This window comes from Neisseria mucosa (genome assembly GCA_003028315.1).
Taxonomy (GTDB): Bacteria; Pseudomonadota; Gammaproteobacteria; order Burkholderiales; family Neisseriaceae; genus Neisseria; species Neisseria mucosa.
On the sequence record CP028150.1, the window covers coordinates 179,174 to 191,662 of the forward strand.

At 53.0% G+C, this 12,489-nt stretch carries 12 protein-coding genes and 1 pseudogene; 11 read left to right on the top strand and 2 right to left on the bottom strand.

The window, feature by feature from the left end:
* Nucleotides 1-65 precede the first annotated feature (65 nt).
* The 9 genes and pseudogenes from NM96_00950 (at nucleotide 66) to NM96_00990 (ending at nucleotide 7,963) form a co-directional block, all read left to right on the top strand.
* Complete coding sequence (locus tag NM96_00950; protein AVR78118.1) at nucleotides 66-749, top strand: DedA family protein; 684 nt, start codon at nucleotides 66-68, stop codon at nucleotides 747-749.
* Between the two features lie 286 nt (nucleotides 750-1,035).
* Nucleotides 1,036-2,036: pseudogene (locus tag NM96_00955) on the top strand (asparaginase).
* Nucleotides 2,037-2,041: 5 nt separating this feature from the next.
* Nucleotides 2,042-2,833 (top strand): TatD family deoxyribonuclease, encoded by a 792-nt coding sequence (locus NM96_00960; GenBank protein AVR78119.1) that lies wholly within the window; start codon nucleotides 2,042-2,044, stop codon nucleotides 2,831-2,833.
* 150 nt (nucleotides 2,834-2,983) lie between these two features.
* Nucleotides 2,984-3,940: a thiamine-phosphate kinase gene (thiL, locus tag NM96_00965; GenBank protein ID AVR78120.1), complete on the top strand. Its 957-nt coding sequence runs from the start codon at nucleotides 2,984-2,986 to the stop codon at nucleotides 3,938-3,940.
* The gene (locus NM96_00970; protein ID AVR78121.1) at nucleotides 3,933-4,421 is read left to right on the top strand and encodes a phosphatidylglycerophosphatase A; all 489 of its coding nucleotides are present in this window, start codon (nucleotides 3,933-3,935) and stop codon (nucleotides 4,419-4,421) included. The genes thiL and NM96_00970 overlap by 8 nt, the downstream gene beginning before the upstream one ends.
* Before the next feature lie 103 nt (nucleotides 4,422-4,524).
* Nucleotides 4,525-4,893 carry a Co2+/Mg2+ efflux protein ApaG gene (locus NM96_00975; protein ID AVR78122.1) on the top strand — a complete coding sequence of 123 codons (369 nt, stop codon included), beginning with the start codon at nucleotides 4,525-4,527 and terminating at the stop codon, nucleotides 4,891-4,893.
* A 427-nt stretch (nucleotides 4,894-5,320) separates the two neighbouring features.
* Nucleotides 5,321-6,712 (top strand): sodium:alanine symporter family protein, encoded by a 1,392-nt coding sequence (locus NM96_00980; protein ID AVR78123.1) that lies wholly within the window; start codon nucleotides 5,321-5,323, stop codon nucleotides 6,710-6,712.
* Complete coding sequence (locus NM96_00985) at nucleotides 6,708-7,163, top strand: transposase (protein ID AVR80222.1); 456 nt, start codon at nucleotides 6,708-6,710, stop codon at nucleotides 7,161-7,163. Before NM96_00980 ends, NM96_00985 begins: the two co-directional genes overlap by 5 nt.
* Entirely contained in the window at nucleotides 7,067-7,963 is an 897-nt protein-coding gene (locus NM96_00990) for a hypothetical protein (protein ID AVR78124.1), read from the top strand. Before NM96_00985 ends, NM96_00990 begins: the two co-directional genes overlap by 97 nt.
* 88 nt (nucleotides 7,964-8,051) lie before the next feature.
* Here the strand turns inward: NM96_00990 and NM96_00995 are convergent, their stop codons facing one another.
* Nucleotides 8,052-8,846 carry a formate/nitrite transporter family protein gene (locus NM96_00995; GenBank protein AVR78125.1) on the bottom strand — a complete coding sequence of 265 codons (795 nt, stop codon included), beginning with the start codon at nucleotides 8,844-8,846 and terminating at the stop codon, nucleotides 8,052-8,054.
* A gap of 347 nt (nucleotides 8,847-9,193) precedes the next feature.
* On the opposite strand from NM96_00995, the gene NM96_01000 reads away from it, so the two are divergent.
* On the top strand, nucleotides 9,194-9,718 hold the full coding sequence (locus tag NM96_01000; GenBank protein AVR78126.1) for an RNA pyrophosphohydrolase: 525 nt from the start codon (nucleotides 9,194-9,196) through the stop codon (nucleotides 9,716-9,718).
* A 69-nt stretch (nucleotides 9,719-9,787) separates the two neighbouring features.
* The gene (parE, locus tag NM96_01005) at nucleotides 9,788-11,773 is read left to right on the top strand and encodes a DNA topoisomerase IV subunit B (protein AVR78127.1); all 1,986 of its coding nucleotides are present in this window, start codon (nucleotides 9,788-9,790) and stop codon (nucleotides 11,771-11,773) included.
* A gap of 75 nt (nucleotides 11,774-11,848) precedes the next feature.
* Here the strand turns inward: parE and NM96_01010 are convergent, their stop codons facing one another.
* On the bottom strand, nucleotides 11,849-12,469 hold the full coding sequence (locus NM96_01010) for a threonylcarbamoyl-AMP synthase (protein AVR78128.1): 621 nt from the start codon (nucleotides 12,467-12,469) through the stop codon (nucleotides 11,849-11,851).
* Nucleotides 12,470-12,489 lie beyond the last annotated feature (20 nt).

Consider the following 12,489-nt stretch of genomic DNA (forward strand, 5'->3'; position numbering starts at 1 on the left):
TTTGGTAAAATACGACATTCAGTTCAAATGAATTTCCCCTCCACATTACAACCGACGGATACGCCATGTTTGCCTTTTTAGAAGCCTTTTTTGTCCAATACGGCTACGCAGCCGTGTTTTTCGTTTTGGTCATCTGCGGCTTTGGCGTACCGATTCCCGAAGATTTGACGCTGGTGACAGGCGGTGTGATTTCCGGCTTGGGGTACACCAATTCGCATTGGATGGTTGTCGTCGGTATGCTCGGCGTGTTGGCGGGCGACGGATTTATGTTTGTCGCCGGACGCTTGTGGGGGCAGAAAATCCTTAAGTTCAAACCGATTGCCCGCGTGATGACGCCCAAGCGTTACGCGCAGGTGCAGGAAAAATTCGACAAATACGGCAACTGGGTATTGTTCGTCGCCCGCTTCCTGCCCGGTTTGCGTACCGCCGTTTTCGTGACTGCGGGCATCAGCCGCAAAGTTTCCTATACCCGTTTCATTCTGATGGACGGGCTTGCCGCATTGATTTCCGTGCCGGTTTGGATTTATTTGGGCGAATACGGTGCGAACAACATCGATTGGCTGATGGCAAAAATGCACAGCCTACAATCCGGCATCTTTACTGTTTTGGGTATATTGGCAGTGGTGTTGGCTTGGTTTTGGTGGAAAAAACGCCAGCGCCTCCAGTTCTACCGTACCAAATTGAGCGAAAAGCGGGCGCAGCGCAAAGCCGCCAAGGCAGCCAAAAAAGCCGCGCAAAGCGAACAATAAAATCAAGTCCCCTGACAAGGTTGCCGATATTCAATAGTTTCCGTGTCTTTTTATCCCCAAAGCGGTATCTTCTGCCTTGGCAATCCTCACCAAGCGTCCAAGCTTGTTGAGGCGTCCGCCTTGAATCTCCCGCTTCGTGAATAAAAATCCACTTGGAAAATCAAATATCGGCAGTCTCGGGGTGCTTTTTCATTTCAAGGTCGTCTGAAAACCGTCTGCGCCGCCAAATTGCCAGCCTGTCCGAAATATAGTTAAATAAGCCGCATCATTATTTTCAGACGACCCGATGATGTCCATGAAACAAAAAATCTTCGTCCTCTACACAGGCGGCACCATAGGCATGACCCAAAGCAGCGAAGGCCTGCGCCCCGATACCGCGCTTGTCAGCCAAGCCCTTTCCCCTTTTTCAGACGACCTCGACTTCGAGTGGCACGTCTGCAATCCATTGATTGATTCTTCGTCCGTCACGCTGCAACACTGGCGCGACTGGCTGGACATCATCGCCGCCAAACTGCCTTCCTGCGACGGCATTCTGATACTGCACGGCACGGACAGCATGGCGTACACCGCCAACCTCCTCGCGCTTGCCCTGCAAGGTTTGGGTAAACCCATCGTCCTGACCGGCTCCCAATGGCCTTACGCTGCCGAAAACAGCGATGCCCCGCGCAACCTCTCCACCGCCGTCGCCGCCTTCAGCCTCAAGCTCAAACAAACCGTCATCGCCTTTGACGGCAAACTTTATCCCGCCGTCGGCAGCAGCAAAGTCAGTACCGAAACCGCCGCAGGCTTCGACAATCCGCATTTCGGCGCCATCGCCGAATGGGACGAAACCCAAGGCTGGCACCATATCCACATCCCGTCCCAAGACGCGGCAGATGTTTCAGACGACCTCAAAATCCGCTATCCCGATCCGCAGGCAAAAATCGCCGTCCGCACGCTTATCCCCGGCTTTGCCGTCCAAGAACTTGCGGACGGACTCGGACAGCTTCCCGCCCACGCCCTTATCTTGCAAAGCTACGGACACGGCAACACCCCCGCAGACGAAGGCTTCATCCGCGCCGTCCGAGACTTTACGCAGCAAGGAAAACTGCTGCTTAACATCAGCCAAGTCCGACAAGGTAGAACCGCCGCCGTTTACGCGCAAGGCAACGCGTTCCGCAACTCGGGCATCATCAACGGCGGCAAATGCAACCTCGAAACCGCCACCACGCTCATGACCCTTGCCGTATCGCAAGGCTGGGGGGGGAAGATGTTCACAAAGAATTGGTAAGACTAAAATTAGTGTGAAATCGATGAACCTCACCGACACCCATTGCCACCTTGCCGATCCCGCCCTGCGCGAAAACCTGACGCATATCCTGACCGCCGCGCGGGAGGCAGGGGTAGGGCGGTTTATCGTTCCCGCGACCCGGCTGCAGGATTGGCAGGACGTGGCGGATTTGGTGCAAAGGTCGTCTGAAAACCCGCTTTGGGACAACATCCATATCGCGCTCGGCATCCATCCTTGGTTTTCAGACGACGTTTCCGAACCGGATTTCCAGCATTTGGAACAAGCATTGCAAGCGCGTCCGACGGCATGGGTCGGCGAAATCGGCTTGGATTTTTACGACAAAACCCAAACGCCGCCGCAGCGCGAACGGCAAATCCAAGTCTTCAGCCGCCAGCTTGAAATCGCGCAAACCCTGCGCCGCCGCGTGATTATCCATAATCTTAAAGCCACCGCCGACATCGCCGCCGCCGTCAAACAGACAGGTTTTGCCCAAGGCGGCATCGTCCACGCCTTCTCCGGCAGCGCGGAAGAAGCGCGCGTGTTGACGAAATTAGGTTTCAAAATCGGCATCGGTTCGCTGTTGCTCAACCCGAACGCACGAAAAATACGCGAAACCCTCAAAACCTTGAATGACACCGATTTCGTCTTGGAAACTGACAGCCCGTTTATGCTGAAAAACGAAATCAACACGCCCGCCAACATCCGCCAAATCGCCGCCATCGCTGCTGAAATTCGCGGTGTTGCCGTTGAAGAGATAGCCGAAGCGACCGAGCGGAATGTGGAAATGTTGCTGGCAGCAGAAAAGGTCGTCTGAAAACGTTCCGTCTTATCGAAATCGTGTTTTCAGACGACCTTTGGTTGTGAATTTTTGTGATAATGCAACGAACACCGCTATTTATAAAAGAGATGTCTTGCCGGACAGTTTCCTGTAATGTAAACGAGTTGACAATTTTTTACATTAAATATGACAGAATTTGACTTTATTAGACAGTTTTTGCAAAAACAGCAGGCGGAAGGTTTGGTGTTGGGTATCGGGGACGATGCAGCCATCATCCGTCCAAGTATCGGATTTGATTTGTGTTTTAGTTCCGATATGTTGATTAAGGACAAACATTTTTTTTCAGATGTTTCTCCTGAAGATTTGGCATGGAAAATGCTTGCAGTTAACATATCCGATATGGCGGCGATGGGTGCCGTTCCAAAATGGGTTCTGCTCAGTGCGGGATTGCCCGATTTGGACGAAAAATGGCTGACGCGGTTTTGCGAAAGTTTCTTCTCGCTGGCACAACGTTTCGGTATCACGCTTATCGGCGGCGATACGACCAAAGGTGATTTGGTATTCAACATCACCATCGTCGGCGAACTGCCCCAAGGGCAAGCCCTGCGGCGCGATGCAGCGCAAGAAGGGGATGATATTTGGGTGTCCGGGCAAATCGGTATGGCTGCGGCAGCATTAAACCATCGTCTGAAAAACTGCACCCTGCCGCCGGAAGTCTTCGGACTTTGCGAAGATAAACTCCTCAGACCGGAGCCAAGGGTAGATTTAGGTTTGGCACTTTTGCCGCTTGCCCATGCCGCCCAAGATATTTCGGACGGGCTGGCGCAGGATTTGGGGCACATTTTGACCGCGTCGTCTTTGGGGGCGGAAATTTCGATAGATGTCTTGCCGGTTCCTGATGAATTGAGAACATCGCTGTCTGAAGAACAATGGACGGCTTTCGCCTTATCGGGCGGCGACGATTACGAATTGGTATTTACCGCTTCCACAGACCGTCGCAGTGAAATCCTTGCCGCAGCAGCGCAATGCGGTGTGGCGGTAACGAGGATAGGGAAAACAAACAACTCAGGCCGTCTGAAAATAAAGGATAAAAAAGGCGGCGAATTATTGCTTACTTCACGGGGGTTCGATCATTTTGGCTGAATTTAAACCTACTTTCACATGGCTCAAAGAGCGTCCTTTATGCTTCTTGGGCTTCGGTTTCGGCAGCGGTCTTTCTCCCGTCGCGCCGGGAACAGCCGGTACTTTGGCGGCTTTGCCTTTGGCGTTTGTCCTTCATTTGATCGGAATCGGCGGCTGGGTTTTGGCATTGTTGTGCATCGCCATGTTTGTTTGGGGAATCCGCATTTGCGGGTATACCGAAAAAGAGCTGGGCATACAGGATTACGGGGGTATCGTTTGGGATGAAATCGTAGCAATGATTTTGGTTTTGTCTTTCGTGCCTTTCCGCTGGAGCTGGTGGCTTGCGGCTTTTATCGTGTTCCGATTATTCGACATGCTCAAGCCTTGGCCGATTAAATGGTTCGACAGCCGCATCCACGGCGGGCTGGGTATTATGCTTGACGACCTGATCGCCGCACTGATGACCGGTCTGGTATTAGGGCTGGCATCTTGGATTTTTTAAACACACACAATTAAATATATGACTGCCGATAAAAAATATAAGGCAGGCACACTTTCACTCACTTTTAAATAAAAATAGAACCGCATCATCACGGGGAAGCAAAATGAATAGTATAGAAATCAGTGTAAAGCCGCGTTATATCGCCGGAAAAAGCGATGTTTATCGTGACCGCTATGCTTTTAATTATCAAATCACCATCTGCAACCGCAGCAATGAAGTCATCACATTGCGCCAGCGGTTTTGGGAAGTTACCGACGGGCACGGAGAAATCGGGCAGGTCGGACACGGCGGTTTGATCGAAGAGCAGCCTGTCCTGTATCCGGGTGAGGAATACGAGTACAACAGCGGTTCGCAAATCAGCACGCCTTGGGGCAGTATCGAAGGCGCATACGAGTTTGAAGACAGTATCGGCGAGCGTTTTATCATCGGCGTGCCGAAGCTGGATTTCAAAGCAGGCTTTACCCTGCAATAAAATACCCGAAAACAATACAAAGCGGGAATTCAGAGTCGTCTGAAAGAGATAAGGGGCTTTCAGACGACCTTTTTTTGCCTGTTCGTTTGATTTAAATGTTGGGTGATGGTTTTTTAGCGGTAAGAAGGTCGTCTGAAATTAATCCGTGAATCAAAATAGAAAGACCTCGTTTTTTTATGCTTGTGCAGATAGGGCAGGTATTTTCAGTCGCCGATATTTATTGGCTTTTTATCATGTTGAAATACAGATTTCCATTTGCGCAGGCTGATGTCAGACGGGTATTTTTATTTTAATGTTTTCCACATTGAGATCTGACGTTATGAATTTGGATTTATGGAAAAATAAGGGGCATATCATCAGACCGTTGCGTTTTTAAACACTTTATGCTGAAATGACCGAACACTAAAAACATAATGAGGAGAAAAATATGCAATTATTTTTGGAAAATTTAAAAGCGTTTTTTGAAACAGTCAGCGGCTGGGTCTGGGGACCTGTTATGCTGGTGTTATTGGTCGGAACGGGCGTTTTGTTGACCGTTATGCTCAAAGGCCTGCAATTTTCTATGCTCGGTTACGCGCTCAAGCAGGCGTTTATGCCGCAGAAAACAACGGATGACGGCGAAGACCACGAAGGCGATATTTCCCATTTCGCTGCTTTGATGACCGCCCTGTCCGCCACCATCGGTACAGGCAACATTGCAGGTGTGGCGACCGCCGTGGTTACCGGAGGTCCGGGTGCGGTATTTTGGATGTGGATGACCGCCATTTTCGGTATGGCTACCAAATACGCCGAGGGCGTGTTGGCGGTGAAATACCGCGTGACCAACTCCAAAGGCGAAATGTCTGGCGGGCCGATGTATTACATCGAAAAAGGCTTGGGCAAAAACTGGAAATGGATGGCATTGGCGTTTGCTTTATTCGGCACATTTGCTTCGTTCGGTATCGGCAGTTCGGTACAGTCCAACTCGGTTGCGCAGGCCGTTCAGACGAGTTTCGGCGTGGAACCGGGCTATACCGGCGTCGTCCTGACCATTCTGACAGCTATCGTTGTTTTGGGCGGTATTAAAGGTATCGCTAAAGCTGCTTCGTTTATCGTACCTGCGATGGCGGTGTTTTACGTTTTAGGCGGCATTGCCATTATTGCCGTCAATGCAGGCTTGCTAGCACCCGCCGTCAAACTGATTTTCTCCGATGCGTTCAGCGCGCAGGCTGTGGCAGGCGGCGCAATCGGGACGATGATCCGCTACGGCGTGGCGCGCGGCGTGTTTTCTAACGAGGCGGGTATGGGTTCTGCACCGATTGCCGCTGCAGCCGCGAAAACCGACCATCCCGTCCGCCAGGCATTGGTTTCCATGACCGGGACGTTTTTGGACACGATCGTCGTCTGCTCGATTACGGGAATTGTATTGGTGATGGGTTTGCTCGGCGCGGGCGGTGAGTTTGTCAAACCGGAATTGAGCGGCGCGGCGCTGACTACCGTTACCTTCCAAAAAATGCTGCCCGGTTTCGGCGGCTGGGTCGTTACCATCGGTTTGATTTTCTTTGCCTATTCGACTATTTTGGGCTGGTGTTACTACGGTGAGAAATGTGCGGCATATGTATTCGGCGAAAAATCCGCGAATCTCTACCGAGTTTTTTACGTCGCCTCGGTCATGCTGGGAACCGTCTTGAGTCTTGATTTGGTTTGGCTCGCTTCGGATACGTTCAACGGATTGATGGCTTTGCCCAACTTAATCGCCCTCTTGCTGATGGCGAAAGTAATTGTCAGGGAAACTCAGGATTTCAAAAAGAAAATCCGAAGCGGTGAATTGCCTCATTAATTTGAATGAAACAAAAGGTCGTCTGAAAACCAAAATTCTGTTTGAACTGCACCCCAAAAGTTGGACACATCCCCTCCAACTCACAAGGTGCAGTTTTTTTATGAGCAAATATACATTACACTTCAAATACCAAGCCGTACTCCACTACCTGCATATACGCAGCCAACAGCGTACCGCAGACCACTACGGCATTTCCCGAACCCACCTGAGACGATGGATACGCGCCTATCAAGAAGGCGGTATCGGCGCACTCGAACATCCCCAATCCAAAACCATGCCCCAACATCGAAAAAACCCCTTCATCGCAGATAAACCCGACCAAGAAAAAACACAGGCAGAGCTTATCGAAGAGTTGTGCTATATGCGCGCAGAGGTCGCCTACCTAAAGGAGTTAAAAGCCCTCAGCCAAAAGCAGACCGCAAAGGACAAAGCCAAACCGTCCAAACACTGAGGGCGCAACACCCGCTCAAATACCTGCTGCACATCGCAAACCTGCCCAAAAGCAGCTTTTACTACCACCACCAAGACCGACCCGACCCCGACGCAGCCGACAAAGCCCTCCTTGTCGAAACCTACCGGCGGCATAAAGGACGCTACGGGCAAAGGCGCATTGCCGCAGCATTGGATTGGAACCGCAAAAAAGCAGCTCGGTTGATGAAACAGATGGGGCTGAAAGCCAAAATACGGGCAAAAAAAGCCTACCGCCATCCCGCCATGGGTGAAATATCGGAACACCTCCTCAAACGCCGGTTCAAAGCCCAAAAGCCCAACGAAAAATGGCTGACCGACGTGACCGAACTCAAAGGGAGCGACGGCAAACTGTACCTCTCGCCAATCTTGGACTTGTTCAACCGCGAGATCGTCGCCTACGCCATGAGCCGCAGAGCCGACAGCGAAATGGTGAAGGAAATGCTCGAAAAAGCTGCCCCCCGTCTGACTGCTAAAGGAACGATGCTTCATTCGGACCAAGGTGTACTGTACCGTACGGCGGGGTATAGGGAATTGCTTGCGGAGCATTCCATGGTTCAAAGCATGTCGCGAAAGGCGAACTGTTGGGACAATGCGCCGATGGAAAGCTTCTTTGCGGTGTTGAAGACGGAGTGTTTCTATAATGCAGGTGAATTGACGGTAGATGAATTGATGAAGCAGATAGATGACTATATGGATTACTACAACCGGGAGCGTTGCAGTTTGAAATTGAAAAAGCTGAGTCCTGTCGCATACAGAACCCAGCTTGCACAGAGCGCCTGAATAGGCTTTTATGAGTGTCCAAGATTTGGGGGCCAGTTCAGTTTTCAGACGACCTTTGCGTTTCTAAACCTTTTCAATACCAATCTATTCAAGACTCGGCACAATCTTTCAGCGTATCTTTATAAGTATAAAGGTACGATGCGCCGACAAACGATGCGCCGCCGAAGACATTGCCTAAAAACACGGGAATCATGTTGAAGAAAAACTGCCCCCATGTGATGTCTGCGCCCGCCAAAATACCGGCGGGGATGACGAACATATTGGCGACAAGGTGTTGGAAACCGTTTAACACGAAAATCATCACAGGAAACCAAATCGCCAACATCCGCCCTGCCGTATGTTTGGCGGCAAAGTGCAGCCATGCGCCCATACACACCATCCAGTTACACGCGACCGCCGAGACGAAAGCCCTGCCGAAATCCATATGGACTTTGGCTTCCGCCACCGCAATCGTTTTTTCTGCCACGCTGCCTTCGGTCATCCCGACGTAGTGTCCGAGGAAAAACGCCATCGCCAGCGTTCCCGCCAAATTGCCCAGACACACGACGACCCAGTTGCGCAGCAGCATTTTTGTGGAAATCCGCCCTGCCAAACGCCCCAAAGACATAATCATCATATTGCTCGTTACCAGCTCGCCGCCGCCGAGCAGGATGCAGATTAGGGCGATGGGGAACATTGCCGCGCCGAGTAAAGTCGCCAAGCCGCCCCATTCGTGCGGAATGCCGCTGACCACTTTCAAATAGGCAAGATAACCGAAGCCGATATATCCGCCTGCCAAAACGCTCAAAACCGCCAGCGTGGAAACGCTGGATTGTGCTTTGGCACAGCTTTTATCGAGGACGACCTGTAAAATTTCCTGTGGGTATAAATCGCGCGAAGCCATGATTTTCCTTAAAGTGGATTGAGGTGGGAACGCCGCTTTTGAAAGACGGCAAAACTGTCGCGGTAGGGCAGTGTCGGGGGATGCCGGTTTACGGTCTTATCGGATAAAAAACAATAGTGTATTAAACCTAAAATGAGGTCGCGCCGCCTTGCTTTGGCTCAAAAGAAAGATTATTACATGAGGGGTGATTGAGATAAGGCAGGAAGTATATATGTTTCAGATGCGTTTGAAGGAACCTGCCGAATCTGGTTTCAAATGCCCGCCGATACGGTCTCGCGATTTGTCAAACCTGCCCGATTTATGGGAAAATCGCATGATTTAATTTTAATTTAACGAAGGGCGACACCGTGTTAGACAGAGAAGGCTATCGCCCCAATGTCGGTATCATCTTAATCAACAACCGCAACGAAGTCTTTTGGGGCAAACGTGTGCGCGAACATTCTTGGCAGTTCCCGCAAGGCGGCATCAAGCCGGGCGAAAGCCCCGAAACCGCCATGTACCGCGAGCTGTACGAAGAAGTCGGGCTGTTGCCGCAACACATCAAAATCGTCGGCCGCACGCGCGACTGGCTGCGTTACGACGTGCCGAGCCACTGGGTACGCCGCGAATGGCGCGGTTCGTATCGCGGGCAGAAGCAGATTTGGTATCTTTTGCGGCTGGTCGGGCGCGACAGCGACATCAATCTGCGCGCCTGCCACCATCCCGAATTTGACGGCTGGCGTTGGCACCAATATTGGGCTCCCGTTGACGAAGTGATTGATTTCAAACGCGACGTTTACTTGGGGGCATTGAAAGAACTCTCCTCCCGCTTCCTGCGCGGTATGGAAAGCTACGAAGACTTTACCGCGCGCCTGCCTTTTGACAACCGATAAAACAACGAAACGCAACGCTTTCAGGTCGTCTGAAAGCGTTGTTCTTCCTTTCAGACGACCTCTTCCCCTATGACTAAAAACAACCAATACAGCGAATCCAGCATTACTGTCCTCAAAGGCTTGGAGCCGGTCAAAGAACGTCCCGGCATGTACACCCGCACCGACAGCCCGACCCACATCTGCCAAGAAGTCATCGACAACGCGGCGGACGAGGCGTTGGGCGGTTTCGCCACTGAAATCGACGTGCGCATCCACGACGACGGTTCGCTTTCCGTGCACGACAACGGGCGCGGCATTCCCGTCGGGCTGCACCCTGTCGAAGGCGTGCCTGTGGTCGAACTCGTGTTTACCCGTCTGCACGCGGGCGGCAAGTTCAACAAAAAAGACGGCGGCAGCGCGTATGCCTTTTCAGGCGGTCTGCATGGCGTGGGCGTGTCCGTGACCAACGCCCTCTCCACCCGCCTTGAGGTCACCGTCAAACGCGAAGGCAAAATCCACCGCATCGTGTTTGCCGGCGGCGACGTGGTCGAGCCGTTGGCGGAAGTGGGCAAATGCGCCGTCAAAGACAGCGGCACCGAAGTGCGCGTCTGGCCGGACGGCAAATATTTTGAAAGCCCGAATTACAGCATCCCCGAACTCGAACGCCTGCTGCGCGCCAAAGCCGTGCTGCTGCCGGGCGTGCGCGTTTCCCTGACCCGCCCGGTAAAAGGCGAAGACGAAGCGCACACCCAAACCTGGCACTACCCCGACGGCCTAAAAAGCTATTTGACCGACCTGATTGCCGACGCGCAAGAAGCCGTGCCGCTGTTCTCCTGCGAAAACTACATTTCAGACGACCACAACGGCGATTTCAGCATCGGCGAAGGCGCCGCGTTTGCCCTGACCTGGCTGGAAGAAGGCTCGTGCGCCAACGAAAGCTACGTCAACCTCATCCCCACCCCGCTGGGCGGTACGCACGAAGCGGGCTTGAAACAAGCCGTGTTCAACGCCGTCAACAACTTCATCAACCTGCACAACCTCCTACCGCGCGGCGTGAAAGTGCAAAGCGACGACGTATTCAGCAAAACCGCCTTCGTCCTCTCCGCCCGCGTCCTCGATCCTCAGTTCCAAGGTCAGACCAAAGACAAGCTGACCAACCGCGACGCGCTGAAACTCGTTGCCGCCGTATCGGGTGACCCTTTGGAATTGTGGCTGAACCAAAACGTGGACTTCGGCAAAAAAATCGCCGAACTCGCCATCCGTCAGGCACAGGCGCGGATGCGTTCGGTTAAAAAAATCGAAAAGAAAAAAGGCAGCGGCGTCGCCGTCCTGCCCGGCAAACTGACCGACTGCGAAAGCGAAGACATCCGCGAAAACGAACTCTTCCTCGTCGAAGGCGATTCCGCCGGCGGCTCCGCCAAACTCGCCCGCGACAAAGCCACACAAGCCATCCTGCCCCTGCGCGGCAAAGTACTCAACAGCTTCGAAGTCCACCCCGACCAACTCTTCGGCAACGCCGAAATCCACGACATTTCCGTCGCCATCGGCGTTGATCCGCACGGCATCAACGACCATCCCGACATAAGCGGCCTGCGCTACGGCAAAATCGCCATCCTGTCCGATGCCGACGTGGACGGCTCGCATATTCAAGTTTTGCTGTTGACCCTGTTCTACCGCCACTTCCCGAAACTGGTCGCCGACGGACACATCTACGTCGCCCAGCCGCCGCTGTTCCGCGTCGATGTCAACGCACAAGGCAAAAGCAAACCCGCCCGCAAATTCTACGCCCTCGACCAAAACGAACTCGACAGCATTTTGGAGCGGCTGCAAAAAGAAGGTGTCAAAGAAACCGCCTATTCCATCAGCCGTTTCAAAGGTTTGGGCGAGATGAACCCCGACCAGCTCAAAGACACCACCATGCACCCCGACACCCGCCGCCTGTTGCAGGTGCAAATCCCCGAAGGCGCGGATGACGAAACACGCGACATCTTCGTCAAACTGATGGGCAAAGGCGAAGCCGCCGCCCGCCGCGCATGGATGGAGCGTGAAGGCGATACGGCGGAATTGGATATTTGATGCCGTTGGTTTGAAAAGCAAAAAGGTCGTCTGAAAACGGATTTGGGTTTTCAGACGACCTTTTATTTTTAGGGCTTACAGACCGAATAGGGCGGTGTCGCCTTTGCCTTGGCGGATGAGTTCCGTGCCGTTGGTCATGTCGATGACGGTGGTTGGCTCGGTACCGCACCAGCCGCCGTCAATCACCAAATCGACGCTGTGTTCGAGGCGGTCGCGGATTTCGTAAGGATCGGTCAGCGGCTCGTCGTCTTCGGGCAGCATCAGGGTGCAACTGAGCAGCGGCTCGCCCAATTCCTGCAACAGGCTCAGGGCGATGGTATTGTCGGGTACGCGCAGGCCTATGGTTTTGCGTTTCGGGTGCAGCGTGCGGTTCGGGACTTCTTTGGTGGCTTGCAGGATGAAGGTGTAGCTGCCGGGGGTGGCGGCTTTGAGCTGGCGGAATTGGGCGTTGTCGACTTTGGCGTAAGTGCCCAATTCGCTCAAATCGGCGCACATGAGGGTCAGGTGGTGTTTCAAGTCGATTTTGCGGATGGCGAGGATGCGTTCCATCGCGGCTTTGTCGCCGAGTTTGCAGCCGAGCGCGTAGCAGGAGTCGGTGGGGTACACGATGACTCCGCCGCTTCGGACGATGTCGGCGGCCTGTTTGATCAGGCGTTCCTGCGGGTTGTCGGGGTGGATGGCGAAGAATTGTGCCATGGCGGTTTTCCTTTTGGCAG